This window comes from Pseudomonas sp. SWRI18 (genome assembly GCF_014268345.1).
In the GTDB taxonomy this organism is placed as follows: domain Bacteria; phylum Pseudomonadota; class Gammaproteobacteria; order Pseudomonadales; family Pseudomonadaceae; genus Aquipseudomonas; species Aquipseudomonas cedrina.
On sequence record NZ_JACCQQ010000001.1, the window covers coordinates 316,698 to 340,315 of the forward strand.

The following is a 23,618-nucleotide window of genomic DNA, read 5'->3' on the forward strand; positions in this document are numbered from 1 at the left end:
TGCACAAAGGGATAAATGCGATCGTTCACATGACTTAAACTCATGCTAGTGTGCGGAATTGCCTTGTGGGAGGTTTCTATATGTCGCGTCGTCTTCCTCCGCTTTATGCCTTGCGTGCCTTCGAAGCCGCTTCTCGGCATAACTCCTTTACCCGCGCGGCGGAGGAATTGTCCATTACGCAAAGTGCGGTGAGCCGACATGTCCGCACGCTGGAGGAGCACTTCGCTTGCCGCCTGTTCCAGCGCAACGGTCGAACCTTGCAGCTCACTGAAGCGGCGCGCCTGTTGTTGCCGGGCGTGCGCGAAGGCTTCGCCGCACTGGAACGCGCCTGCCATACCCTGAACGCAGAAGATGACATCCTGCGCATGAAGGCGCCGTCGACCTTGACCATGCGCTGGCTGTTGGCGCGGCTCAGTCGCTTCCGGGCCTTGCAGCCGGGCAATGAGGTGCAACTGACCAGCGCCTGGATGAGCATTGACGAAGTGGACTTCAACCAGGAACCCTTCGATTGCGCGGTACTGTTGAGCTTCGGGCATTTTCCGGCGGACTGGGAGGCGTGTTATCTGTTCCCGGAGCTGCTGATTCCCGTGGGCGCGCCGAACCTGTTGGAGGATGGCCCCTGGGACGCGGCCCGCCTGGCCACTGCCGAATTGCTGCACCCCACGCCCGATCGTCGCGATTGGCGCAACTGGCTGGAGCGCATGGGGCTGTCGTCCCAGGTGTCGCTCAAGGGTGGTCAGGTATTCGATACTCTCGAGCTCGGCATGATCGCCGCGGCCCGAGGCTACGGCGTGTCCATGGGGGACTTGCTGATGGTGGCCGAAGACGTGGCCCAGGGCCGGCTCAGCCTGCCATGGCCAACCGCCGTGGCCAGTGGCGAAAGCTACTACCTGGTCTGGCCGAAAACCCGCCCCGGCGGCGAGCGTTTGCGGCGGCTGGCGGAGTTTCTTCAGGCGGAAGTCAACGCCATGGATTTGCCTCAGGTGGAACGCCTCAATCAGGTGCGGGCAATACCGTGATGCAATCGTTTGCGAGATATCCCTGTGACGCGCTCAAGTATTGTCTCTGCCAGCCGAAGAAGGTGTGTTGGAACAGTCGTGCACCAACGATTCCTCACTAGATAATTAGCCGAGTAGCGATGAGATCAGGATGATCCTGGCCTCGGCCAGGAGCTGTCATGTCTCAACCTCGCGCTCGGATCGCCTCTCAATTAGGTATCGCGCTCGCCGTGATCCTGGCTGTCGCCATTGGTGGCAGCACCGTTTTTGCCCTGCGTTCGCTGGACGCCGCCAACCTCGCTACGCGTGAGGAGCACTTGGCCAGCGAGGCGCGACTGCTCGCTGACCAGCTCAATACGTTCCACAGTACGCTGCGCGAGAGTACCGAGCGTCTGACGGGGCTGTTCGAGAAGCGCTTCAGCGCCGGCTTGAGCGTGCGGGCGGACCAGCCAGTCGCCGTCGCCGGTGTACAGACGCCGAGCCTGTACTTGGGCAGCGAGGTCCTGAATAACAACTTCGACAAAGTCGACGAGTTCAAGCAGATGTCCGGCGGCGTGGCCACGGTATTCGTGCGCAGCGGCGACGACTTCATCCGCGTCAGCACCTCCCTGACCAAGCAGGATGGCAATCGCGCCATCGGCACCGTGCTCGATCGCAATGGGCCGGCGTATCCGCGTGTTTCCAGCGGGCAGACCTACATCGGTCGTGCGGTGTTGTTCGATCGCTCCTACATGACTCAATACAGCCCGGTGCGCGACGCCAGCGGCAAAGTGATTGCGGTGTTGTTCATCGGTTTCGACTATACCGACGCTCAGAACACGCAGTTCGAAAACCTCAAGCGTTTCAGGATCGGCCAGACGGGTTCTCTGGCGCTGCTGGATGAGCAAAAACGCTGGCTGGTGCCGCCCGCCGGCGTGCAGACGCCTGACCAGGCGGTTCCAGTGATGCTGGACTTGGCCAAGACCCCGGGTGTGGGCCGCTTCTGGGCCGACAAAAGCGAAGACTTTTATAGCGTCTCGGTCCCTTTCGAAGGCGGACCCTGGGCCGTGGTAGCCAGTATGCCCAAGGCCGAGATTCGCTCGGTGACCTGGGATGTCGGCCTTCGCCTGGTGATCGGCAGCGTGCTGGCGATGCTGTTGGCGGTCGGCGCCACGGTGTGGCTGCTGCGCAGCAAGCTGGCACCGTTGAGCGATCTGGTGCGCCAGGCCGAAGCCTTGGGCGCGGGTGACTTGAGCGCACGCCTGAACGTGTCCAGCCATGACGAAATCGGCCAACTGGCGCGCAGTTTCAACCAGATGGGTGAAGCGTTGTCGACCATGGTCTCGCACATTCGCACGGCGGCCGAACAGGTCAACAGCCGCGCCCAGGCGTTGTCCGGCTTGTCTGGCGGCGCCTATGAAGGCATGGAGCAGCAGTCCGGCGAAATCACCAGCATGGCCGGCGCGGTGGAAGAGTTCAGCGCCACCTCGCTGAACATCGCCGACAACATGGGCGCCACCGAGCGCCTGGCCCAGGAGAACGCTCAGCAAACCCGCATCGGGCGTAACTCGATGCAAGAGGCCTCGTCGTCCCTGGAACACATCGCCGCCGCCCTGAACAGCACCGCTGCGGTGATCAATACCTTGGGCCAACGCTCCCAGGAAATCGGCGGCATCGTCGGGGTGATCACGTCGATTGCCGAACAGACCAACCTGCTGGCGCTCAACGCCGCCATTGAAGCCGCACGGGCGGGTGAGCAGGGGCGTGGTTTTGCCGTGGTCGCCGACGAAGTGCGCAACCTGGCTTCGCGCACACGCCAGGCCACCGATGAAATTTCCGGGATGATCCAGAGCATCCAGCAGGAAACCGGCAACGCCATCAGCACCATGGAGCAGGGTAACGCGCTGATGCAGGAAGGCCTGTCGCGCAATGCCGATGTCGCTTCGGCGCTGGCGCGCATCGACGAACAAAGCCGCTCGGCCGGTCAGCAGTTCGCTGCGATCACCACCGCCACCCAGGAACAGAGCAGCACCGCGACCTTGCTCAGCAGCAACCTGCAGAGCATTGCGCTGGCCAACAGCGAACAGCGTGAGGTGGTGTCCAACCTGGCGATTACGGCCAAGGAACTTGAAACGTTGGCGGCGGGCTTGCGGCATGAGGTAGACCGCTTCCGCTGAAATACTGCCGTTCAGTGTGGGAGCGGGCTTGCTCGCGAAGGCGGTGGATCAGTCAACTAGTCCGGCGACAGACACACCGCATTCGCGAGAAAGCCCGCTCCCACATTGGGGACTGTGTAAGGCTCACGTGATCGCCGCCGGGCGGTATTGCAAAGCCTCCTTGAGATGGTCTCGGGTGATGGCATCCACTTGATCCAGATCCGCCAGGGTACGTGCCACCTTGAGCAGGCGATGGGCCGCGCGCAACGACAACGTCAGTCGCTCGCAGGCGGTCTCGAGCCAGCCTTCATCCACCTTTACCAGCTTGCAGTGCTTGCGCAGCCCGGGCAGATCAAGGAAGGCATTCGCACAACCCTGACGCCGCTCCTGGCGTTCCCGGGCCTTGGCCACCTCTGCCGCCGCCTTTGCCGTGTTATCACCAGCCTGTTGGGTTGGATTCAACGCAGTGGCTTCCCGTGCGACGGTCAGATGCAGGTCGATACGATCCATCAACGGCCCGGACAGTTTGTTGCGGTAGCGCTGAATCTGCTCCGGTGTACAGCGACAACGCCCGCTGGGTTCGCCCAGGTAGCCGCAAGGGCAGGGGTTCATGGCGGCCACCAGTTGGAAGCGTGCCGGAAAGCTCACGCGGTCACGGGCGCGGGAAATCACGATATGCCCCGATTCCAAAGGCTCGCGCAGTACTTCCAACACCTTGCGATCAAACTCCGGCAATTCATCCAGGAACAGTACGCCGTGATGGGCCAGGGTAATTTCCCCCGGTTGCGGCTTTGATCCACCGCCCACCAGCGCCGGCCCTGATGCCGAGTGGTGTGGCTGGCGAAATGGCCGGTGCGGCCAATGGCTCAGCGGCGCAAGACTGACCACCGACTGTATCGCGGCGACTTCCAGGGCTTCCTGCTCACTCAACGGTGGCAGCAGGCCGGGCAGCCGGCTGGCGAGCAAGGTCTTGCCGGTACCGGGCGGCCCGCTGAACAACAGGTTATGCGCACCCGCCGCGGCGATCAGTAATGCGCGCTTGGCCGCCAGTTGGCCCTGGACCTCACTCAGATCCGGGTAAGGTTTATTCAGATACAGCAAGCCATCGGACTTGTAGGGCTCAATCGGCACATGCCCGTTCAGGTGTGCCACGACCTGCAGCAAGTGATCCACGGCAATCACCCTCAACCCCGACGCCAGGCACGCTTCCTCGGCATTCGCCCGAGGCACTATCACGGTGCGCCCGGCCTTGCGCGCCGCCAGCGCGGCAGGCAACACACCCTTGACTGCCCGCACCTCGCCGGACAGCGCCAACTCACCCAGGCATTCCACATCATCAAGCATCAACGCCGGCACCTGGACGCTGGCCGCCAGGATCCCCAGGGCAATCGCCAAATCAAAACGCCCGCCGTCCTTGGGCAGGTCGGCGGGCGCGAGGTTGAGCGTGATGCGGCGGGCCGGGTATTGCAGGGCCGAATTGAGGATGGCGCTGCGCACGCGGTCTTTGCTTTCCTTGACCGCCGTTTCCGGCAGGCCCACGAGTGTCAGGGACGGCAAACCATTGGCCATGTGCACTTCGACAGTGACGGCGGGGGCTTCGACGCCGATCTGGGCGCGGCTATGGACGATGGCGAGGGACATGCTCGTTCCTTGAAAGGGGAGGCCGCTTCCTGCGGTTTTTCAAGGGTAGACGAGGTGGGGGAAAGCGCTGCGGGGGAGGTTTTACAGAACGTATCCGTGAGCGTGCGCAGGACCCGTGTGGGAGCAGGCAAGCCAGCTCCCACATTGAACGCGTTTATTCAGTAATAGTGGGTGTGAGCCTGGCTTCCAGTTCGGCCACTTTCGCCTCCAGGCTCTCCAACCGTGCACGGGTGCGCGCAAGCACCACCATCTGGCTATCAAACTCTTCGCGGCTCACCAGGTCGAGTTTGCTGAAGCCGCTTTGCAGCAGCGCCTTGAACTGGCTTTCGATTTCATTGCGAGGCAATTGGGTTTCACCGCTGAACAAGCGAGAGGCGTGGCCGCTCAGGGCGTCGAGGAGGTCTTTGGGCGCGAGCATGGGAAATATTCCGGAATAACTGTTGGCGGGCAGTGTATCACGCAGCGTCTATAGTCTTTTCACGGTGGCGAGTGCACGGTTTTCGCGCGGGGTGCCGGGCGCAGGCGCACTGTTTTTGTGCGCATTGGCGCCGCCGGAAAGCTTCGAGGGTGGGCATAAGTGAGCAAAGCACTGATTTCAGTGGTTTTTACGGAGCTGGCAAGGTTTCTGCTTAGACGATCATGACCCATGCACTGATGCAGTCGCTGTGACGAATGCAGTGCGCCGACGGATCAGGGGTACAGGTTTCGTCACCAGTGGTTCGCTGGCGTCGCAAAGGCAAATGCCGAGGCGACGATGCGTTACAAAGCCAGGCACTGCGCTTAGACTTGAGACGGGTTTGTTTTCCTGGGGCAAGTCCACCAATTCGGGAGAGAGTTTTCATGAAGCTAGTCACTGCCATCATCAAGCCGTTCAAGTTGGACGATGTACGCGAGTCGTTGTCCGAGATCGGCGTGCAGGGCATTACCGTTACTGAGGTCAAGGGCTTCGGTCGGCAGAAGGGTCATACCGAGCTGTATCGCGGCGCGGAATACGTGGTCGATTTCCTGCCGAAGGTGAAGATTGATGTCGCCATTGACGACAAGGATCTTGACCGGGTTATCGAGGCGATAACCAAGGCCGCCAACACCGGCAAGATTGGTGACGGCAAGATCTTCGTGGTCAATCTGGAACAGGCTATTCGCATCCGTACCGGCGAAACCGATACCGACGCAATCTAAGCCGCCAAACCCCAACGCCCCAGGAGAAAACAATATGACTCTGCGTAAATTCGCAGGGCTCGGAGCCCTGTTGTCCATCGTAATGCCAAGCCTGGCCATGGCGGCAGACGAAGTGGCTGCTCCAGTCCTCAATTCCGGCGACACCGCGTGGATGCTGACCGCCACCGCTTTGGTGCTGTTCATGACCATCCCCGGCCTGGCGCTGTTCTACGGCGGCATGGTTCGCTCCAAGAATATTCTGTCGGTGATGATGCAATGTTTTGCCATCACTGGCTTGATCAGCATCCTGTGGGTTGTCTACGGCTACAGCATCGCGTTCGATACCACCGGTATGGAACAGGGTGTGGTCAACTTCAATTCCTTCTTCGGCGGCATGGGCAAGGCGTTCCTGGCGGGCGTTACCCCGGCCAGCATCACCGGGCCTGCGGCGCTGTTCCCGGAAGCGGTGTTCATCACCTTCCAGATGACCTTCGCCATCATCACCCCGGCACTCATCGTCGGTGCGTTCGCCGAACGCATGAAGTTCTCCGCGATGCTGATCTTCATGGCTATCTGGTTCACCCTGGTCTATGCGCCAATCGCGCACATGGTGTGGAGCGGTAACGGTGGCTTGATGTGGGACTGGGGCGTGCTGGACTTCGCCGGTGGCACCGTGGTGCACATCAACGCCGGTGTGGCTGGCCTGGTAGCGTGCATCGTGCTCGGCAAGCGTAAAGGCTTCCCGACCACCCCGATGGCGCCGCATAACCTCGGTTACACCCTGATCGGTGCGGCCATGCTGTGGATCGGCTGGTTCGGCTTCAACGCCGGCTCCGCCGCCGCGGCCAACGGCACTGCCGGCATGGCGATGCTCGTCACCCAGATTGCGACCGCTGCCGCAGCGCTGGGCTGGATGTTCGCCGAGTGGATCACCCACGGTAAGCCAAGCGCACTGGGCATCGCCTCGGGCGTAGTGGCCGGCCTGGTTGCAATCACTCCGGCCGCTGGCACCGTGGGCCCGATGGGCGCCCTGGTGATCGGTCTGGTCGCCGGTGTGATCTGCTTCTTCTGCGCGACCAGCCTCAAGCGCAAGCTGGGCTACGATGACTCCCTGGACGCATTCGGCGTGCACGGTATCGGCGGTATCGTCGGTGCGATCCTCACCGGTGTGTTCGCAGCGCCTGCATTGGGCGGCTTCGGCACGGTGACGGACGTCGCCGCACAGGTCTGGATCCAGTGCAAAGGCGTGGGCTTCACTGTGCTCTACACAGCGATCGTGACCTACGTCATCCTCAAGGTACTGGACATGGTCATGGGCCTGCGGGTAACCGAAGAGGAAGAGGCTGTCGGCCTCGACCTGGCGCAACACAACGAGCGCGGCTACAACTTGTAAGTACGCGAAAAAAAATGCCCGGCTTGCCGGGCATTTTTTTGCCTGGCGTTTGTCAGTCATAACAATCCGTGCCGGTTTTGCGCCGCATTTGTGATGGGATGCATACGGCACTTTCAAGGGTGCGAATGTCTTACAGGCATGTGGGCATATTCGGCACTTTGTTTTTTTCCAGAGCGCGCTAGAATGCGCGCCGATGGGCGGAGAACTGTATGTGGCAACAGACCCTGATTACCCTGCGGGCCAAGCCTCGGGGCTTTCACCTGGTGACCGATGAGTTGCTGGCCGGCCTGCCTGAATTAAAGGCGTGTCGCGTGGGTCTGTTGCATCTATGGCTGCAGCACACCTCGGCCTCGTTGACGATCAACGAGAACGCCGACCCGGCGGTTCGCCGTGACTTCGAGCGTTTTTTCAACTCGCTGGTGCCGCAAGGGCGTGCAGGGTTCGAACACAACGACGAGGGTCCGGATGATCTGCCGGCGCACTTCAAGGCCAGTCTCCTGGGCTGCCAGCTGAGTTTGCCGGTCAAGGCCGGCCGCTTGGCGATGGGGACCTGGCAAGGTGTTTATCTGGGCGAGCACCGCGATCATGGCGGTGCCCGTAAAGTCCTCGCCACCTTGCACGGTGATGGGGCATAAGCCACTGGGAATCCTGTGGACGTTGATTTTTTCCGGCTGCCTCGACAGAGGGTGAAGCTGGGCTATAACTAATCTGCTTTTCGCAAGTCATGAGGTAGAACATGAGCGACGATGATCTGGAAAACGACGACCTTGAAGTAGGTGACGAAGAGGACACTGAAGAAAGTCTTGAAGTGGCGGCTGATGACGTTGCTGAAGACCTCGATGACAGTGCTGGCGATGATGCGGCTCCCAAAGCCAAAGGCAAAGCCAAGGCTGCCGTTTCGGTAGACGAACTGCCCAGCGTTGAGGCCAAGAACAAAGAGCGCGATGCCCTGGCCCGTGCGATGGAAGAATTCCTCGCCAAAGGCGGCAAAGTGGTCGAAGTCGAGCCCAATGTGGTTGCGGATCCACCGAAGAAGCCGGACAACAAGTACGGCAGCCGACCTATTTAAGGTTTGCCTCCCGCTTGCCGAAAAGGCCCGCCGTCGCTGCGGGCTTTTTCATGGCTGGTGCAAAACTGCTGGCTTGCCCCAATTCCCACATGGGGTCAGCGTTGATTCCAGCTACTCAGTAATGGCGGCAACTCAGTGAGGCTGCGAATTTGCGCATCTGGGGCTTTATCCCCTTCCCACGCCTTGCCCGTCGGGTTGAACCACACCGCCCGCAGCCCGGCCTGCTGCGCCCCGGCAATGTCATCCCCGGGATGGTCGCCCACATGCACCGCCGCACCGGCATCCACCCCACCACGTTGCAACGCCTCCTGAAACAAGCGCGCATCCGGTTTGGAGATGCCGATATCTTCGGCACGCAGGGCAAAGTGGAAATAGTCCGCCAGGCCCACGCGCTGCACATCGGCATTGCCGTTGGTGATCACGCCCAGCAAAAAGTGCTGGCGCAGGGCCTTCAACATCGGCTCGGCTTCAGGAAATACAGTGAGTTGATGCCGCGCATGAATGAACGCTTCGTAGCACACATCCGCCATTTGCGTGGCTTCAGGCTGTGGATAACCGGCCTCTTCAAACGCATGCATCAACACCCGGTGACGCAGCAGGCTGATGCGGTGCTTCAGCTCGGGATAACGCTCCAGCACCTGCTGACGCAAACTGGCGAAATGCTCCAGGGGCAGGTCGCCCACCTTGGTGGCGTGGACCGCCAGCCATTCGCGCATCGACGCTTCGGCGCTGATGATGACGGGTACGTTGTCCCAGAGTGTGTCGTCCAGGTCGAAGGTGATCAGCTTGATACTCATGAGTCGCCGCCCTTGATGCGTTTGGCCCGTGGATGGGCGCTGTCGTACACCGTCGCCAGGTGTTGGAAATCCAGGTGGGTGTAGATCTGTGTGGTCTTGATGTCGGAGTGGCCGAGCAACTCCTGCACCGCGCGCAAGTCCTGGGACGACTCCAGCAAATGGCTGGCAAATGAGTGTCGCAGCATGTGCGGGTGCAGGTTCTGCCCCAATTCGCGCTCGCCGGCTGCCTTGACGCGCATCTGAATCGCCCGTGGCCCCAGGCGCCGACCTTGCTGGCTGACAAATACCGCGTCATCCGCCGGGTTGGCCAGCAATCGCAGCGGTAGCCAGCGCTGCAAGGCTTCCTGCGCCTTGCGGCCAACCGGCAGCACGCGGGTCTTGCTGCCTTTGCCGAGCACTTGCACCAGGCCGTCCGCCAGGTCCAATTGATCCAGGTTCAGGCCGGTCAGCTCCGACAGGCGCAGGCCCGAAGAATAGAACAGTTCCAGGATCGCCTGGTCACGCTGGGCCAGGAAGTCATCCTCGACGGCGCCATCCAGCAATTGCAGGGCGCGGTCGGTGTCCAGGGTCTTGGGCAGGCGCCGCTCGCCCTTGGGCGGCGACAGGCCGTTGGCCGGGTCGTGGTCGCACAAGCCTTCACGGTTCAGGTAATGATAGAGCCCACGTACCGCCGAGAGCAGGCGCGACAGGCTGCGCGAGGACTGGCCCGCCTGGTGCAGGCGCGCGACCAGGCTGCGCAGGCTCTGGATATCCAGGGCTTTCCAGCTGGTGATCTGGTGTTTCTCGCAGAACGCCAGGACCTTGTTCAAGTCCCGGCGGTAGGCTTCCAGGGTGTGGGGCGACACCTGGCGCTCGTTGCGCAGGTGAGCGCAGTAAGCGTCCAGTTGCCGTTCCATGGCTAGCGCACCGCGCGCAGGGCAGTGGTGAAACGCGGCAATACGCGGCCGAGTACTTCGGCGATATAGGTCAGGAACAACGTGCCCACCGAGCTCTTGTAGTGCGCGGGATCGCGGCTGGCGATGGCCAGCACGCCATGCAGGCCTTGATGGCTGAGGGCGACCACGGCGGTTGAGCCGATCTGCTGGCGCTGCTCGGCGCCAAACAGGAAGTCCAGTTCATGCTCGCGCAAGGTGCCGCTGATGGTCTTGCCCTCGGACAGCAAACCACCGATGGCAGTCTGCGCGTCGCTGCCGCTGACCCAGCGACCCACCGGCATCGGGTTGTCGCTGAACAGGATCAGGCTGACAAAGGGCACCTGGAAATCCTGACGCAGGCTGTCTTCCACGGCGATGACCGTTTCTTCCAGGCTGCTGGCGTCCATCAGGGTCAGGATCAGTCGGCGCGTCTTGTCGAACAGGCGGTCGTTGTCGCGGGCGACGTCCATCAGGTGCGAGAGCTTGTGGCGCATCTCGATATTGCGCTCGCGCAGGATCTTCATCTGCCGCTCCACCAGCGACACGGTGTCGCCGCGCTGGTGCGGAATGCGCAGGGCCGCGAGCAACTCTTCGTGTTCGACGAAGAAGTCCGGATTAGCCTCAAGGTACGCCGCGACGGCAGCGGCCTCCAGGCTATCGCTCGGGTTGGCGTGTGCGGGTACTTGAGGCTTATCGGTCATTGGCTTGACTCACTCATAGACGGACCTGTCCTTCGTATACGCGCGAGGCCGGCCCAGTCATCATCACTGGGTGGCCAGGGCCTGCCCACTCGATGGACAAGCGTCCGCCGGGCAGGTCGATCAGCAGCGGCGAATCCATCCAGCCCTGGCTGATCGCGGCCACGGCAGCGGCGCAGGCACCGGTACCGCAGGCCTGGGTTTCGCCGGCGCCGCGTTCCCACACACGCAATTGCGCGCGGGAACGGTCGATCACCTGCAGGAAGCCCACATTGACTCGTGCCGGAAAGCGCGGGTGGTGTTCGATCTTCGGCCCCAGTTCATGCACGGGCGCGTTGTTGATGTCGTGGACCCGCAGCACGGCGTGGGGGTTGCCCATGGACACGGCGGCGATATCCACGGTCTTGCCGTCCACGTCCAGCGCATAACTGAGGGCCTGCTCGGGCGCCTGGAACGGAATGTCCGCTGGCACCAGGCGTGGCGCGCCCATGTTGACGCTGATCTGGCCGTCACTGCGGATGTCCAGTTCGATCACGCCGCCCTTGGTCTCGACGCGAATCTGCCGTTTGGCGGTCAGGCGCTTGTCCAGCACAAAGCGTGCGAAGCAGCGCGCACCGTTGCCGCACTGTTCCACTTCGGAACCGTCGGAGTTGAAGATCCGGTAGCGGAAATCCACCTCCGGGTTGGTCGGCGCTTCCACCAGCAGCAATTGGTCGAAACCGATGCCGGTATGACGGTCGCCCCACTGTTTAGCGTGTTTGGGCAGGATGTGCGCGTGCTGGCTGACCAGGTCGAGGACCATGAAATCATTGCCCAGCCCGTGCATCTTGGTAAAACGCAGCAGCATGGCTTACTCCGGCAGCAGGCTTTCGCCAGCATACAACTCGGCTACCGTCTCGCGGCGACGCACTTCAATCGCTTGATCACCGTCCACCAGCACCTCGGCGGCACGTCCGCGGGTGTTGTAGTTGGAACTCATGACAAACCCATAGGCACCGGCCGAATGCACGGCCAGCAGGTCACCTTCTTCCAGGGCCAACTGACGCTCCTTGGCCAGGAAGTCGCCGGTCTCGCAGATCGGGCCGACGATGTCATAGACGCGCGCTTCGCTGTCGCGAGGCGTCACGGCGGTGACGTTCATCCAGGCCTGGTACAGCGCCGGGCGGATCAGGTCGTTCATCGCCGCATCGACGATGGCGAAATCCTTGTATTCGGTGTGCTTGAGGTACTCGACCTGGGTCAGCAGTACGCCGGCGTTGGCGACGATATAGCGGCCCGGCTCGAACATCAGCGCCAGGCCACGGCCCTCGGTACGCTCGCGCACGGCGCGGATGTAATCGGCGATCAGCGGCGGCTCTTCGTCGCGATACTGCACGCCCACACCGCCACCCAGGTCGATATGCTGCAGGTAGATGCCACACTCGCCGAGACGGTCGGTCAACGCCAGCAGGCGGTCGAGCGCATCGAGGAAGGGCGGCAGGCTGGTCAGTTGCGAGCCGATATGACAGTCGACGCCCAGTACTTCAAGGTTCGGCAACTGCGCGGCGCGGATGTACACGTCCTCGGCGTCGGCAATGGCGATGCCGAACTTGTTCTCTTTGAGACCGGTGGAAATGTACGGGTGGGTGCCAGCATCGACGTCCGGGTTGACGCGCAGCGAGATCGGCGCGCGAACGCCCATCTCGGCGGCCACGACCTGCAAGCGCTCCAGCTCGTCGGTGGACTCGACGTTGAAGCAATGCACACCCACTTCGAGGGCGCGGCGCATGTCATCGCGGCTCTTGCCGACGCCGGAGAAAACGATCTTGTCAGCCTTGCCGCCGGCAGCCAGTACACGTTCCAGCTCGCCACGGGACACGATGTCGAAACCGGCGCCCAGGCGCGCCAGGACATTCAGTACACCCAGGTTGGAGTTGGCCTTGACCGCGTAGCACACCAAGTGCGGCACGCCGTCCAATGGGTCGGTGAAGGAACGGTATTGGGCTTCGATATGTGCACGGGAATACACATAGGTCGGGGTACCAAAGCGCTCGGCAATCGCGGACAACGCCACGCCTTCCGCGAACAGCTCGCCGTCCCGGTAGTTAAAAGCGTCCATGGAGTTCCCTTATTCGTAGGTATCGTGCTTATGTGCTTTTGACGGCTTTTGCGACGATTGCGCCTGCTCATTCGGGTCTTTGCTGTCATCGGGCAGGTACAACGGGCCTTTTTGACCACAGGCACTAACGAGGCAAGCGACCGCGACGAGCGCAGCAAGGGAAGAGATCAGGCGCTTCATGGCGAAATCCTTGAATATGCATTAATTGCGCCCGAGTATACCGACCACCCGGCAGCTTGCCTATGCGCTGGAATACCCGTCCGGCGGGGGTTTGCCGAGATAGCCGAGAAGCGGGCTACGCTGCTTGAGGATATTTCACACCGTCAATCGTGTTGAAATCGGTATCCTTTGCAATCGGCGGGGCTCGTCCGTATCGTGCGGCGCTTGAGCAAAACCAGACACTTTTGAGGTTGCCACAATGAGTTTGACCGAAGCCCGTTTTCACGACCTGGTGGATGCGACCCAGCAGGCGCTGGAAGATATTTTCGACGACAGCGGCCTGGACGTGGACTTGGAAAACTCGGCCGGCGTGCTGACCGTCAAGTTCGAAAGTGGCCAGCAACTGATCTTCAGTCGCCAGGAGCCATTGCGTCAGCTGTGGCTGGCGGCGCGTTCCGGTGGCGTGCACTTTGACTACGACGAAGAAAGCGGCAAATGGCAGTGCGACAAGAGTGAAGAGTTGCTGGGCGAGATGCTTGCGCGCCTGGTTCAGGAATATACCGGCGAAGAGCTGGACTTCGACGAGATTTGACCGTGACCCAGCCTGCGTCCGTACGCCCGCCCAAGCCACTGTTCAGTAATGTCAGCCCGGCGGTGCCGTCACCTTGTATCAGTTTGTGTCGCCTGGATGAGCAGAAAGTCTGTCTCGGCTGCTTCCGCCATGTGGAAGATATCCGCGAATGGCGCTCTGCCGACGATGAGCGGCGCCGCGTGATCTGTGCCCAGGCCCAGCAGCGCCGGGCCCACGCCTGAGGTCGTCTTGTTTATTTGTGACGCTGTGGTAGTGTCCGGGTACGCCTCAACTCATCGAGGCCCGTGAGAACCCCGCCTTTTCCTGGCGGGGTTTTGCTTTTTTGTGCAGAAAAAAGGAGTCTGCCTGAATCATGACCACCGCACCGTCCATCATCCTCACCCGTCTTGACGTGCAGCGTCTGGAGCAACTGATCGACCGCCTGGGCGACGAGTTTCCCGGCGTCGAAGCGTTGCAACACGAACTCGACCGCGCCGAAGAAGTGGTTGGCCACGATGAAGTGCCTGCAAGTGTCGTGACCATGAACTCCAGCGTGCATTGCCGTGAGCAAGGCAGCGGCAAGGATTACCACCTGACCCTGGTTTACCCCAAGGACGCCAACGCCGACGAAGGCAAGATTTCGATTCTGGCGCCGGTGGGCAGTGCGCTGCTCGGCCTGCAAGTGGGCCAGCACATCGACTGGCCAGCACCCGGCGGCAAGACCCTCAAGCTGGAACTGCTCAGCGTCGAAGGCCAGCCTAAGGATGGCGGCGCGTTCCCTCTTTAAATCGACATTGTAGTGAGCGGGCTTGCCCCGCGCTGGGTGGCGAAGCCGCCCCAAACCAGGCGACCTGGTTTTACCTGGAGATCGGCGGTGCCTTTAGTGGGGCCGCTGCGCAGCCCAGCGCGGGCGGTGCGACGATTCGACAAGCCCGCTCACTACACATGCGTAGATACACATGCTCTTTATATCTGGCTCAACGCCTCGTTCAGCGACAGCTCCAGCTCGGCCTTGTAACGCAGGTACAGGTTACTCGGGCTCTGCACATCACCGATCAGTCCGGACAGGTCCAGGTCGGTGATGTAGCAGCGGTAACGTTCGGTTTCCCGGCGTTGCCCGACGATTTCCCGGGCGACCACTGCAAACAGTTGGTCGCCAAATTCCAGTTCGGAAAATTCGCGCTGATCGCAATACAGGGTAATGCCCACCTGGCCAGGCGCGGCCTTGCCGATAATCGCCTGCACGTCATAAAACGGTTTGTTCGCCGGGTTCATCGGCACCGGGCGCGGTTCGATGCTGCGAGCGCGGCCACTGCCCGACGGCACTAGCTGGTAAAACAGGGTTTGCACTGCGCCCAGCGGTTGCTGCGGGTCCAGCGGCGACAGCGCCTCCCGGCGATAGATGATCGATTGCACAAAGCGCTGCAATGGTGCCAGCAGGCTTTGCTCATCATGGAATGGCAGGCGTTGCTGCCAGAGCGCGTTGAATTCATCCAGCACATACAGCTCGGCGAAACCTTCGTTGACCCGATAGAACACCTGCACGCAATCGGCCAAGCCCATCGGCAGCAGCAAAGCCAGATCGTGATCTTCCAGGGCCATGGCATCCAGGTGCAGCGGGCTGTAGCTGGCCAGTTCTTCGCTGAGGTAGGCGATCAGTGCATCCTGGGTCGGCAGCGACACATGGGTGGCCTGGCCCGGCATCAATTCCATCACGTGATAGTGCCGTTGCACCTGCAACAGGTAGCGATGGTTGGACTGACCCAGCAGCAGGTTCTGCGCCGTGTCGAAAATTTCTTCCACGCGCTGCGCGATGAACTGCGCACGGTTGTGACAGAAGCAGCGCACCCGCAGCCGTGGCAAGTGATCCGGCGGCAACTGGTTGAGGTAGTCGCGCAGGCAGTCGAGCAAGGCGTGGGGGCCGTCATAGCGGTTAACCATCACCTCGTTCCAACTGTTGAGCGTGACCTGGTCCAACGTGAGTACAAGGTTGTCGCGCACGCCGGCATAACTCAGCGAGTCCGTGCGCTCGGTGGTCATCAGGATATTCAGGTCGCGGTGATGCTTGAGCGGGTCGACGCCGACATTGATCAGCAGCAATACCGCTTCGGGCACCGCCGAACGCAGCAGGCGCTCCTCATCAACGGTGGCCAAGGGCAGGGCGACGGTCTGTTGCAGGCTGCCCAGCAGGTTGAACAGCTCGAATTCGGTCATGTCGCTGGTGCCCGGATGCAGCGCCAGGCGGGTGCTGCTGTCGATCACGCCGTTGCGATGGCACCAGGTGAGCATTTCCAGCAGGTCGCGGCTGCGCTTGATCGGCGCGAAATGCTCCCATTCCAGGGCGGTGAGGTTGCCGTTGTACAGGCCCCAGTGGTGCTGGCCCGGCTCCTTGCGATTGGGCGACTGAACCAGCGTCAGGGTGTCTTCGGCCAAATCCGGGGCGATGCCGGGGTTGATGAATTCGACTTTGCCGGCCTTGCGTTCGAAGGCGGCGTACAGGCGCCGGCCCAGCACGTTGAGGTCGCGCTTGTTGATCAGGCTGACGGTTTGCTCGGTGCGCGCGAACTGGGTCAGGAAGCGGTAGCTGTAATTGAGCTCATTGACCAGCGCCCGGCGCTCCGAGGCGACCTGGCGCACTTTCCATTGGCTGCGACTGTCCAGCAGCGCCAGCTGACGCTGGTCCCAGCCCCACTCATGGGCCAGGCGCTCCAGTAACAGCCGTTGCCAACTGGTGGTGCGCTGGCCGGCGCTGAGCTTGCGGTTGACCTTCAGGTACAGCGCACGACGCACCAGCTCCAGGCGTTCGGGCTCGTTGCGGGCCTTGAGGTACTCCTCGATGCGGCGGTACACCACGATGTACGGGTCCAGCTCGTCCAAGTCCATCTGGTTGGCAAACACCGCCCGCTTGAAGCGCAGGCTCAGGCACTGCACATGCGGGTGTTCGCTGGCGTAGACCTCGGTCAGCAGCAATTTGAGCACCGACTTGTAGGGTGACTCGATGCCTTTGAACAGTTGCCACAGCCCGGCGCCGATGAATTCGCCGGGAGGGATGTGCGCCAGGTGACCAAGGTCGAGGGTTTCATCGGCGCGGATGAAGCGCTTGCTGATCAGCGTGTGGGTGAACTCGGCATAGCGGGTTTCCTCATACACCGGCACCAGCCACCAGATCGGCGTACGCCCGGCCAGCCAGATGGCGGTGCGGTAGAACTCGTCCAGCAGCAGGTAATGCTGGGTGGTGCCGCAGTCATCCGAACTGAGCTGGGTGTCGCGCTCGCCGAGCACGAAGCGTGTCGGCTCGATGAGGAAGAAATGCGCCTCGGCGCCCATGCTCAGCGCCCAGGCTTCCAGCAACTGGCATTTCTTGCGCAGCTCGGCCAGTTCATTCTCGCTCAGGTTGGCGGCGTGGCAGACCCAGACGTCCATATCGCTCTGGTCGGCCTGGGCCAATGTGCCAAGGCTGCCCATCAGGAACAGGCCGTGGATGGGCGTTGGCGGATTGCCGCGGCGTGGCTTGTAGGAGAACGAGCGGGTCAGGCGCTGGGCTTCGGCCAGGGCCTGGGTGTCGGGTTCGAAATTCGACAGCCCGGCTGGTGTACTGCCCGACACATAGCCGGGCAGCAGTGGATGGTTGACGTGGAAGAACAGCGGCAGCAGGGTCAGCACGCTTTGCTGGCGCGGCGTCAGCCCTTCGATCGCCCGGGCCATGCGCCCATCGTTGAGGGCCATGAAACGCGCGCGCAATTGGGCCAGCACCTTGCGGTCGATGCCTTCGTCCAGGTCGGGGCGGATTTCATGGGTGCGGGTCATGTCGAACTCGGTGGCTCGCAGGGCCCGACGTGGGCGGCCGTGTAGGAGTTTACAGCCAGTAGCGTAGGAGTTTTAGCGGGAAATGGATTTAGACGTCAGAATTTTCGCTGTTGCACGGCAAAGCCCTCGGAGTCCGCACAGGGCGGACTCCATGGGCGTATCAGGTGTCAGGCGGCTTCTTTGGTCGAGGCGGTGGTCAAGATAGTCAGCAAGGTTTGGGCTTGCTCTGCGGCGTCCCGGCCAAGGCTGGTCAGGTAGCCTCCGTCCGGCTGGTCGATCAATCCTTTCGCGTGGAGGCGTTTGGCAGCAGCGATAGCAGTGGGCGCGGCGGTCTGATGGACTTTCAGACCTTCCTTGGTGCTGTCCAAGGGGAAGAGTACAAGGATTTCCAGTTCGGCAACCAACTCAGGGGTATACGACATAAGGACTCCAGACTTTCTAAAATTTATTAGAGGCTAGCAGGCCATAAGGTGAACGCACTTTGCCGAACTGTCCAGCGTGTTGCAGCGCGGCTGGATTATTCCTTTTCGGGCGGCAGCTCCGGCAGTGCTCGCAACGCGGTTTCATACCATTGGGTATCGAACGCCCGGTCCTCATCCAGCATCGCGTCGATCTCGAAGGCCAGCACGTGGGCCATCAGGTTCAATATCTCTTCGCGTTCGTAGCCCACCAGTGTCAGCTTGTTGAACGTGGCCTTGGCCGCCGGCGGGTTGTCGCTTTCGATCTGGTTCTCGATGGCCTGGACCAGCGTGCTTTCGGTGAATTCTTCTTCGTCGTTGTCGATATCGGTCGGCTCGCTCATGGCAGGCTCCTCAAGGAAAAGGGCATCAGTCTACCGCCATTCAGGCAGGTGATGCTGCTGGTCAGGACGCGCCAGGGCATCTATAACGCTTGCAGCCAACCCCGCACACGGCCTGGAGGCTTTGCGATGCTCAAGCTCTATGGATTTTCGGTAAGTAACTACTACAACATGGTGAAACTGGCGCTGCTGGAGAAAGGACTGCCGTTCGAAGAGGTGCCTTTTTATGCCGGGCAAACGCCGGAAGCGCTGGCGATAAGCCCGCGTGGCAAGGTGCCGGTGCTGGGCGTCGAGCAGGGGTTCATCAACGAAACCAGTGTGATCCTCGAGTATATCGAGCAGACCCAGCAAGGGCCCGCGCTGCTGCCCGCCGAGCCGTTCGAGCGTGCTCAGGTGTTGGCGTTGTGCAGGGAGATCGAGCTGTACATCGAGTTGCCTGCGCGTGCGTGTTTCGCCGAAGCGTTTTTTGGCATGACGGTGCCGGAGGCGATCAAGGAAAAATCCAGGGCGGAGTTACTGCTCGGGATCGGTTCGCTGGGAAGGCACGGCAAGTTCGCGCCGTACGTGGCGGGAGACAGCTTCACCCTTGCCGATCTGTATTTCATGTACAGCCTGAACCTGGCCCTGGGGGTTGGCGAGAAGCTGTTTGGGCTGGATCTGTTGGCTGAGTTGCCAAAGGCCAAGGCATTGCTGGGGCGTTTGAATGAGATGCCCAATGCGCAGAAGGTGGAAGCGGACAGGCTGGCGGCAATGCCGGGTTTTATGGCGAAGATTGCCGCCAGGAAATAGGATTTGGGTGTCTGTGATGACGCCTTCGCGAGCAAGCCCGCTCCCACATTTTGAAATGCATTCCAAATGTGGGAGCGGGCTTGCTCGCGAAGCTTTTAGCGGCTGGCGAGCAGCTCCTGACCACGCACAACAGCGGCCTTCACCTGCGCTGGCGCAGTGCCGCCGATGTGATTACGGGCATTCACCGAGCCTTCCAGGGTCAGTACCGCAAACACATCCTGCTCGATCTGGTCGCTGAACTTGCGCAGTTCCTCCAGGCTCATCTCCGCCAGGTCCTTGCCGGTGTCCACGCCATACTTCACGGCGTGGCCGACGATTTCGTGGCAGTCGCGGAACGGCAGGCCACGGCGCACGAGATAGTCCGCCAGGTCCGTCGCGGTGGAGAACCCACGCAGCGCCGCTTCACGCATGATCGCGTGTTTGGGTTTGATCGCGGGAATCATGTCGGCAAACGCACGCAGCGAGTCGCGCAGGGTGTCGGCGGCGTCGAACAGCGGCTCCTTGTCTTCCTGATTGTCCTTGTTGTAGGCCAGAGGCTGGCCCTTCATCAGGGTCAGCAGGCCCATCAGCGCGCCGAACACACGGCCGCTCTTGCCACGTACCAGTTCAGGCACGTCGGGGTTTTTCTTTTGCGGCATGATCGAGCTGCCCGTGCAGAAACGGTCCGGCAAGTCGATGAACTGGAATTGCGCGCTGGTCCACAGCACCAATTCCTCCGAGAAGCGCGACAGGTGCATCATCGCGATACTGGCGGCGGCGCAGAATTCGATGGCGAAGTCACGGTCCGACACACCGTCCAGAGAGTTGCCGCCAACGGCGTCAAAGCCCAGCAGTTGCGCGGTGTATTCGCGGTCGATCGGGTAGGTGGTGCCGGCCAGCGCGGCGCTGCCCAGCGGCATGCGGTTGGCGCGCTTGCGGCAGTCCACCAGGCGCTCGTAGTCGCGGCTGAGCATTTCGAACCAGGCCAGCAAATGGTGGCCGAACGTTACAGGCTGCGCGGTCTGCAGGTGAGTGAAGCCAGGCATGATAGTGTCGGACTCACGCTCTGCCTGTTCCAGCAGGCCTTTTTGCAGGCGTGTGATTTCGGACAGGATCAGGTCGATTTCGTCACGCAGCCACAGGCGGATATCGGTGGCCACCTGGTCGTTACGGCTACGGCCGGTGTGCAGTTTCTTGCCGGTCACACCGATGCGGTCGGTGAGGCGGGCTTCGATGTTCATGTGCACGTCTTCCAGGTCGACGCGCCAGTCGAAGGTGCCGGCTTCGATCTCGCCACGGATAGTGGTCAGGCCGTCGATGATGCTGTCACGCTCGGCGTCGGTCAGCACGCCGACCTTGGCCAGCATCGTCGCGTGGGCGATGGAGCCCATGATGTCGTGGCGGTACAGGCGCTGGTCGAAGGTGACGGAGGCGGTGAAGCGGGCGACGAAGGCGTCGACGGGTTCACTGAAGCGGCCGCCCCAGGACTGGTTGGTCTTGTCGGTGCTCATGGATTCGCTCGTGATCTGCTTAATAAGAGACAGGAAAGTGTGCCGGCGATAATAACAGGGTTGCCTGTTGAGGCGGTGCTGTGGGTTGTCGGCATTTTATTTGCGCAAAGGATGGCTAAGTGCCTTGCCGCCGACCGCGTCCAGGACGAGACTGGGCGCAGGTGCTTTTGAAACCATATTTATCGATTGAGCAATGTCGTCTCGGTGAGCGTCTACAGTTGGACTGACCGTGCGTGGAATGCACCAAAGTCGGGTGACGCGGTCAGAGCCCAGACTATCCATTAAAGAAGGGGGGATTCGGATTGTGTATCAACAAACCCTACGACGATGCCCGCAGGCACCAGGTCTTGGGCGCTATTGAACAGGTCCGGGTAAATATGGGTGCCACTCCCAGGGCACTTTTTGCCGCTCGCGCTAGTCTTAGCGTGGATCGCTGTGACGCAAGTCACCGCACCTGTCTACGCTATCCTTGTGCGAGACTCACGCAGGAATCCAGCGCTATATGAATGTCCTGATCGTTGATGACGAACCCCAAGCCCGCGAGCGACTGAGTCGTTCAGTCAGTGAAATCGAGGGTTATACCGTACTGGAGCCAAGCGCCACCACGGGCGAAGAGGCGTTGACGCTGATCGACAGCCTCAAGCCGGATGTGGTGTTGCTCGATATCCGTATGCCTGGCCTTGATGGCCTCCAGGTTGCTGCCCGACTGAGCGAGCGAGAGTCGCCGCCGGCCGTGGTCTTCTGCACCGCGAGCGACGAGTTCCCCGCACAGACGCTTGAAGCCAGTGGTGTCAGCTTCCTCACCAAACCGGTGGCGGGCGATGCTTTGCTCAAGGCCTTGAAACAAGCCGAGCGCCCAACCCGCGTCCAGCTCGCCGCGCTGACCCAGCCAGCGGCTCAAAGCGGCAACGGGCCGCGCAGCCATATCAGCGCGCGTACACGCAAAGGCATTGAGCTGATCCCTCTGGGCGAGGTGGTCTATTTTATCGCTGATCACAAGTATGTGACCCTGCGCCATCAAGGCGGTGAAGTGCTGCTGGATGAGCCGCTCAAGGCGCTTGAGGATGAATTCGGTGACCGCTTTGTGCGTATCCATCGCAATGCGTTGGTAGCCCGCGAGCGAATCGAGCGTCTGCAACGCACCCCTCTGGGGCACTTTCAGTTGTTTCTGAAAGGCCTTAACGGCGACGCGTTGATCGTCAGCCGGCGGCATGTCGCTGGTGTGCGCAAGATGATGCAGCAGCTTTAGCCCGAGGGCTGTGCAGAGGCCTGCATTCCTTATCCCGGTGCGACGTGGCCAGGGAGGCCTCGCACTTGCTGATTCAAATCAAAGCGTATTTGCCTGAGCTGTTATTATCTGCCGTATCTATTCAGTACGGATTGTTCCATGTCCTCTCGCGAAATCCGCATCGCCACCCGTAAAAGCGCCCTGGCCTTGTGGCAGGCCGAATACGTCAAAGCACGCCTGGAGCTGGCGCATCCTGGTCTCAAGGTGTCCCTGGTGCCCATGGTCAGTCGCGGCGATAAGCTGCTCGACTCGCCGCTGTCGAAGATCGGCGGCAAGGGGTTGTTCGTCAAGGAACTGGAAACCGCGCTGCTGGAAAACGAAGCCGACATCGCTGTGCATTCGATGAAGGACGTGCCCATGGACTTCCCCGAAGGCCTGGGCCTGTTTTGCATCTGCGAGCGCGAAGACCCGCGTGATGCGTTCGTTTCCAACACGTACGCGTCTCTCGATGAGTTGCCTTTGGGCAGCATCGTCGGCACGTCCAGCCTGCGCCGTCAGGCGCAGTTGCTGACCCGTCGCCCGGACCTGCAGATCCGCTTCCTGCGTGGCAACGTCAACACCCGCCTGGCAAAGCTGGATGCCGGTGAATATGACGCGATCATTCTTGCGGCGGCCGGCCTGATCCGCCTGGGTTTCGAAGACCGTATCACCTCGGCCATCAGCGTCGAGGACAGCCTGCCAGCCGGTGGCCAGGGTGCCGTTGGCATCGAGTGCCGTACCGCCGACAGCGAAATCCATGCCCTGCTCAAGCCCCTGGATCACCACGATACCGAAGTGCGCGTCACGGCCGAGCGTGCCCTGAACAAGCACCTCAATGGTGGCTGTCAGGTGCCGATCGCCTGCTACGCCGTGCTGGAAGGTGAAAACCTGTGGCTGCGCGGCCTGGTGGGCGACCCCGACGGCGGCACGCTGTTGACCGCCGAGGTGCGTGGCCCGCAGCGTGACGCCACGGCGCTGGGCGTGCAGGTGGCTAAAGCGCTGCTGGAGAAGGGCGCCGGGGCCATTCTGCAGAAAGTCTACGGCGAGGCCGGCCCGCAGTGACCCAATGGCGTGTGCTGCTGACGCGGCCTGCCGAGGAATCGACGGCCCTGGCGGCGTCGTTGTCCGAAGTTGGCATCTTCAGCAGCAGCTTGCCTTTGCTGGATATCGAGCCACTGCCCGTTACCGCTCAACAGCAGGCGGTCTTTCATGATCTGGGTCGCTACTGTGCGGTCATCGTCGTCAGCAAGCCCGCCGCGCGCCTGGCCGTGCAACAGCTGGACCGAGCATGGCCGCAGTTGCGATGGTTCAGCGTCGGCGCCGCCACCGCCCACGTACTGGCCGAGCACGGTCTGGAAGTTAAGCATCCCCCTACTGGCGACGACAGCGAGGCCTTGCTTCAATTGCCTGCACTGCGCGAGGCTATCGCATGCGCCGATCCCCGGGTGCTGATTCTGCGCGGCGAGGGCGGCCGCGAGCTGCTGGCGGAGCGTTTGCGCGAGAGAGGTGCTAGTGTCGACTATCTGGAGCTGTATCGTCGGCTCCTGCCGGCTTACGACGCCGGGGTACTGATGCGACGCATCCAGTTGGAACGCTTGAACGGCCTGGTGGTCAGCAGTGGGCAAGGTTTTTTACACTTGCGAGCCCTGGCCGGAGCCGATTGGCCACAGGTGGCACAGCTGCCGTTGTTCGTGCCGAGCCCGCGAGTCCAGGAGATGGCGCGGGCCGCCGGCGCAGAAAAAGTTGTGGATTGTCGCGGTGCGAGTGCCGCGGCTTTGTTAGTGGCGATACGGAGCTATACCGTTCCCACTCTCTGATACGCAAAGGACGGATAC

General features: G+C 61.6%; 25 protein-coding genes. 13 read left to right on the forward strand and 12 right to left on the reverse strand.

All coding sequences use genetic code 11. The features are described 5' to 3' along the window. The first annotated feature begins 80 nt into the window (after positions 1–80). Together H0Z09_RS01405 and H0Z09_RS01410 are read left to right on the forward strand one after the other, a co-directional pair. A complete protein-coding gene (locus H0Z09_RS01405; protein WP_186686399.1) occupies positions 81–1,019 on the forward strand; it encodes a LysR substrate-binding domain-containing protein in 939 nt (312 codons plus the stop codon). Positions 1,020–1,177: 158 nt separating this feature from the next. Further along, a complete protein-coding gene (locus H0Z09_RS01410) occupies positions 1,178–3,154 on the forward strand; it encodes a methyl-accepting chemotaxis protein (protein ID WP_186686402.1) in 1,977 nt (658 codons plus the stop codon). A gap of 123 nt (positions 3,155–3,277) precedes the next feature. Here H0Z09_RS01410 and H0Z09_RS01415 read toward each other — a convergent pair whose 3' ends face one another. Together H0Z09_RS01415 and H0Z09_RS01420 are read right to left on the reverse strand one after the other, a co-directional pair. After that, positions 3,278–4,774 (reverse strand): YifB family Mg chelatase-like AAA ATPase, encoded by a 1,497-nt coding sequence (locus H0Z09_RS01415; protein ID WP_186686405.1) that lies wholly within the window; start codon positions 4,772–4,774, stop codon positions 3,278–3,280. Between the two features lie 154 nt (positions 4,775–4,928). Beyond that, positions 4,929–5,192, reverse strand: coding sequence for an accessory factor UbiK family protein (locus H0Z09_RS01420; protein WP_186686408.1), 264 nt, complete (start codon positions 5,190–5,192; stop codon positions 4,929–4,931). A gap of 422 nt (positions 5,193–5,614) precedes the next feature. On the opposite strand from H0Z09_RS01420, the gene glnK reads away from it, so the two are divergent. From glnK to sutA, 4 genes are all read left to right on the forward strand, one after another. Further along, positions 5,615–5,953 carry a P-II family nitrogen regulator gene (gene glnK / locus H0Z09_RS01425; RefSeq protein ID WP_002555808.1) on the forward strand — a complete coding sequence of 113 codons (339 nt, stop codon included), beginning with the start codon at positions 5,615–5,617 and terminating at the stop codon, positions 5,951–5,953. A gap of 34 nt (positions 5,954–5,987) precedes the next feature. Beyond that, the gene (locus tag H0Z09_RS01430) at positions 5,988–7,325 is read left to right on the forward strand and encodes an ammonium transporter (RefSeq protein WP_076952014.1); all 1,338 of its coding nucleotides are present in this window, start codon (positions 5,988–5,990) and stop codon (positions 7,323–7,325) included. A gap of 209 nt (positions 7,326–7,534) precedes the next feature. Next, on the forward strand, positions 7,535–7,960 hold the full coding sequence (locus tag H0Z09_RS01435) for a secondary thiamine-phosphate synthase enzyme YjbQ (RefSeq protein WP_017845176.1): 426 nt from the start codon (positions 7,535–7,537) through the stop codon (positions 7,958–7,960). A gap of 101 nt (positions 7,961–8,061) precedes the next feature. Beyond that, complete coding sequence (gene sutA, locus H0Z09_RS01440; protein WP_169374915.1) at positions 8,062–8,394, forward strand: transcriptional regulator SutA; 333 nt, start codon at positions 8,062–8,064, stop codon at positions 8,392–8,394. A 95-nt stretch (positions 8,395–8,489) separates the two neighbouring features. On the opposite strand, the gene H0Z09_RS01445 is transcribed toward sutA, so the two are convergent. Genes H0Z09_RS01445 through H0Z09_RS01470 form a run of 6 tightly spaced genes read right to left on the reverse strand, consistent with a single transcriptional unit; the run spans position 8,490 to position 13,081 of the window. Next, positions 8,490–9,191 (reverse strand): HAD-IA family hydrolase, encoded by a 702-nt coding sequence (locus tag H0Z09_RS01445; protein ID WP_186686411.1) that lies wholly within the window; start codon positions 9,189–9,191, stop codon positions 8,490–8,492. Continuing rightward, a complete protein-coding gene (xerC, locus tag H0Z09_RS01450; protein WP_076952011.1) occupies positions 9,188–10,087 on the reverse strand; it encodes a tyrosine recombinase XerC in 900 nt (299 codons plus the stop codon). Before xerC ends, H0Z09_RS01445 begins: the two co-directional genes overlap by 4 nt. 2 nt (positions 10,088–10,089) lie before the next feature. Next, positions 10,090–10,806, reverse strand: coding sequence for a DUF484 family protein (locus H0Z09_RS01455; protein WP_186686414.1), 717 nt, complete (start codon positions 10,804–10,806; stop codon positions 10,090–10,092). 13 nt (positions 10,807–10,819) lie between these two features. After that, positions 10,820–11,650: a diaminopimelate epimerase gene (gene dapF / locus H0Z09_RS01460; RefSeq protein WP_076952009.1), complete on the reverse strand. Its 831-nt coding sequence runs from the start codon at positions 11,648–11,650 to the stop codon at positions 10,820–10,822. Positions 11,651–11,653: 3 nt separating this feature from the next. After that, a complete protein-coding gene (gene lysA, locus H0Z09_RS01465) occupies positions 11,654–12,901 on the reverse strand; it encodes a diaminopimelate decarboxylase (protein WP_186686417.1) in 1,248 nt (415 codons plus the stop codon). Positions 12,902–12,910: 9 nt separating this feature from the next. Next, positions 12,911–13,081, reverse strand: coding sequence for a lipoprotein (locus tag H0Z09_RS01470; RefSeq protein WP_010207449.1), 171 nt, complete (start codon positions 13,079–13,081; stop codon positions 12,911–12,913). Positions 13,082–13,319: 238 nt separating this feature from the next. On the opposite strand from H0Z09_RS01470, the gene cyaY reads away from it, so the two are divergent. The 3 genes from cyaY to rnk all read left to right on the forward strand — a co-directional run bounded on the left by cyaY (position 13,320) and on the right by rnk (position 14,418). Beyond that, a complete protein-coding gene (gene cyaY / locus H0Z09_RS01475; RefSeq protein ID WP_076952007.1) occupies positions 13,320–13,652 on the forward strand; it encodes an iron donor protein CyaY in 333 nt (110 codons plus the stop codon). Between the two features lie 2 nt (positions 13,653–13,654). Then, entirely contained in the window at positions 13,655–13,873 is a 219-nt protein-coding gene (locus H0Z09_RS01480; RefSeq protein WP_186686420.1) for a DUF1289 domain-containing protein, read from the forward strand. A gap of 131 nt (positions 13,874–14,004) precedes the next feature. After that, complete coding sequence (rnk, locus tag H0Z09_RS01485) at positions 14,005–14,418, forward strand: nucleoside diphosphate kinase regulator (RefSeq protein ID WP_076952006.1); 414 nt, start codon at positions 14,005–14,007, stop codon at positions 14,416–14,418. A gap of 179 nt (positions 14,419–14,597) precedes the next feature. Here the strand turns inward: rnk and H0Z09_RS01490 are convergent, their stop codons facing one another. The 3 genes from H0Z09_RS01490 to H0Z09_RS01500 all read right to left on the reverse strand — a co-directional run bounded on the left by H0Z09_RS01490 (position 14,598) and on the right by H0Z09_RS01500 (position 18,240). Then, a complete protein-coding gene (locus H0Z09_RS01490; RefSeq protein ID WP_186686423.1) occupies positions 14,598–17,438 on the reverse strand; it encodes a class I adenylate cyclase in 2,841 nt (946 codons plus the stop codon). Positions 17,439–17,605: 167 nt separating this feature from the next. Continuing rightward, positions 17,606–17,860 carry a TIGR02647 family protein gene (locus H0Z09_RS01495; protein ID WP_003195403.1) on the reverse strand — a complete coding sequence of 85 codons (255 nt, stop codon included), beginning with the start codon at positions 17,858–17,860 and terminating at the stop codon, positions 17,606–17,608. Between the two features lie 95 nt (positions 17,861–17,955). Next, positions 17,956–18,240, reverse strand: a complete 285-nt coding sequence (locus H0Z09_RS01500) for a hypothetical protein (protein ID WP_076952004.1) — start codon at positions 18,238–18,240, stop codon at positions 17,956–17,958. A gap of 126 nt (positions 18,241–18,366) precedes the next feature. Between H0Z09_RS01500 and H0Z09_RS01505 the strand changes: the two genes are divergently transcribed. Then, on the forward strand, positions 18,367–19,026 hold the full coding sequence (locus H0Z09_RS01505) for a glutathione S-transferase (RefSeq protein WP_186686426.1): 660 nt from the start codon (positions 18,367–18,369) through the stop codon (positions 19,024–19,026). Between the two features lie 95 nt (positions 19,027–19,121). Here the strand turns inward: H0Z09_RS01505 and argH are convergent, their stop codons facing one another. Then, positions 19,122–20,516, reverse strand: coding sequence for an argininosuccinate lyase (gene argH / locus H0Z09_RS01510; RefSeq protein ID WP_186686429.1), 1,395 nt, complete (start codon positions 20,514–20,516; stop codon positions 19,122–19,124). 502 nt (positions 20,517–21,018) lie between these two features. Here argH and H0Z09_RS01515 point away from each other — a divergent pair. The 3 genes from H0Z09_RS01515 (at position 21,019) to H0Z09_RS01525 (ending at position 23,600) form a co-directional block, all read left to right on the forward strand. After that, positions 21,019–21,765 carry a LytTR family DNA-binding domain-containing protein gene (locus tag H0Z09_RS01515; RefSeq protein ID WP_186686432.1) on the forward strand — a complete coding sequence of 249 codons (747 nt, stop codon included), beginning with the start codon at positions 21,019–21,021 and terminating at the stop codon, positions 21,763–21,765. A gap of 138 nt (positions 21,766–21,903) precedes the next feature. Continuing rightward, positions 21,904–22,845 carry a hydroxymethylbilane synthase gene (hemC, locus tag H0Z09_RS01520; RefSeq protein WP_186686438.1) on the forward strand — a complete coding sequence of 314 codons (942 nt, stop codon included), beginning with the start codon at positions 21,904–21,906 and terminating at the stop codon, positions 22,843–22,845. Continuing rightward, positions 22,842–23,600 (forward strand): uroporphyrinogen-III synthase, encoded by a 759-nt coding sequence (locus tag H0Z09_RS01525; protein WP_186686441.1) that lies wholly within the window; start codon positions 22,842–22,844, stop codon positions 23,598–23,600. Before hemC ends, H0Z09_RS01525 begins: the two co-directional genes overlap by 4 nt. The last annotated feature ends 18 nt before the right edge of the window (positions 23,601–23,618 follow it).

What these genes read in the sequence shown, in the direction of transcription:
- H0Z09_RS01405 (WP_186686399.1), top strand. Translation starts at nt 81, where the DNA reads ATGTCGCGTCGTCTTCCTCCGCTTTATGCCTTGCGTGCCTTCGAAGCC.
- H0Z09_RS01410 (WP_186686402.1), top strand. Translation starts at nt 1,178, where the DNA reads ATGTCTCAACCTCGCGCTCGGATCGCCTCTCAATTAGGTATCGCGCTC.
- H0Z09_RS01415 (WP_186686405.1), bottom strand. Translation starts at nt 4,774, where the DNA reads ATGTCCCTCGCCATCGTCCATAGCCGCGCCCAGATCGGCGTCGAAGCC.
- H0Z09_RS01420 (WP_186686408.1), bottom strand. Translation starts at nt 5,192, where the DNA reads ATGCTCGCGCCCAAAGACCTCCTCGACGCCCTGAGCGGCCACGCCTCT.
- glnK (WP_002555808.1), top strand. Translation starts at nt 5,615, where the DNA reads ATGAAGCTAGTCACTGCCATCATCAAGCCGTTCAAGTTGGACGATGTA.
- H0Z09_RS01430 (WP_076952014.1), top strand. Translation starts at nt 5,988, where the DNA reads ATGACTCTGCGTAAATTCGCAGGGCTCGGAGCCCTGTTGTCCATCGTA.
- H0Z09_RS01435 (WP_017845176.1), top strand. Translation starts at nt 7,535, where the DNA reads ATGTGGCAACAGACCCTGATTACCCTGCGGGCCAAGCCTCGGGGCTTT.
- sutA (WP_169374915.1), top strand. Translation starts at nt 8,062, where the DNA reads ATGAGCGACGATGATCTGGAAAACGACGACCTTGAAGTAGGTGACGAA.
- H0Z09_RS01445 (WP_186686411.1), bottom strand. Translation starts at nt 9,191, where the DNA reads ATGAGTATCAAGCTGATCACCTTCGACCTGGACGACACACTCTGGGAC.
- xerC (WP_076952011.1), bottom strand. Translation starts at nt 10,087, where the DNA reads ATGGAACGGCAACTGGACGCTTACTGCGCTCACCTGCGCAACGAGCGC.
- H0Z09_RS01455 (WP_186686414.1), bottom strand. Translation starts at nt 10,806, where the DNA reads ATGACCGATAAGCCTCAAGTACCCGCACACGCCAACCCGAGCGATAGC.
- dapF (WP_076952009.1), bottom strand. Translation starts at nt 11,650, where the DNA reads ATGCTGCTGCGTTTTACCAAGATGCACGGGCTGGGCAATGATTTCATG.
- lysA (WP_186686417.1), bottom strand. Translation starts at nt 12,901, where the DNA reads ATGGACGCTTTTAACTACCGGGACGGCGAGCTGTTCGCGGAAGGCGTG.
- H0Z09_RS01470 (WP_010207449.1), bottom strand. Translation starts at nt 13,081, where the DNA reads ATGAAGCGCCTGATCTCTTCCCTTGCTGCGCTCGTCGCGGTCGCTTGC.
- cyaY (WP_076952007.1), top strand. Translation starts at nt 13,320, where the DNA reads ATGAGTTTGACCGAAGCCCGTTTTCACGACCTGGTGGATGCGACCCAG.
- rnk (WP_076952006.1), top strand. Translation starts at nt 14,005, where the DNA reads ATGACCACCGCACCGTCCATCATCCTCACCCGTCTTGACGTGCAGCGT.
- H0Z09_RS01490 (WP_186686423.1), bottom strand. Translation starts at nt 17,438, where the DNA reads ATGACCCGCACCCATGAAATCCGCCCCGACCTGGACGAAGGCATCGAC.
- H0Z09_RS01495 (WP_003195403.1), bottom strand. Translation starts at nt 17,860, where the DNA reads ATGTCGTATACCCCTGAGTTGGTTGCCGAACTGGAAATCCTTGTACTC.
- H0Z09_RS01500 (WP_076952004.1), bottom strand. Translation starts at nt 18,240, where the DNA reads ATGAGCGAGCCGACCGATATCGACAACGACGAAGAAGAATTCACCGAA.
- H0Z09_RS01505 (WP_186686426.1), top strand. Translation starts at nt 18,367, where the DNA reads ATGCTCAAGCTCTATGGATTTTCGGTAAGTAACTACTACAACATGGTG.
- argH (WP_186686429.1), bottom strand. Translation starts at nt 20,516, where the DNA reads ATGAGCACCGACAAGACCAACCAGTCCTGGGGCGGCCGCTTCAGTGAA.
- H0Z09_RS01515 (WP_186686432.1), top strand. Translation starts at nt 21,019, where the DNA reads ATGAATGTCCTGATCGTTGATGACGAACCCCAAGCCCGCGAGCGACTG.
- hemC (WP_186686438.1), top strand. Translation starts at nt 21,904, where the DNA reads ATGTCCTCTCGCGAAATCCGCATCGCCACCCGTAAAAGCGCCCTGGCC.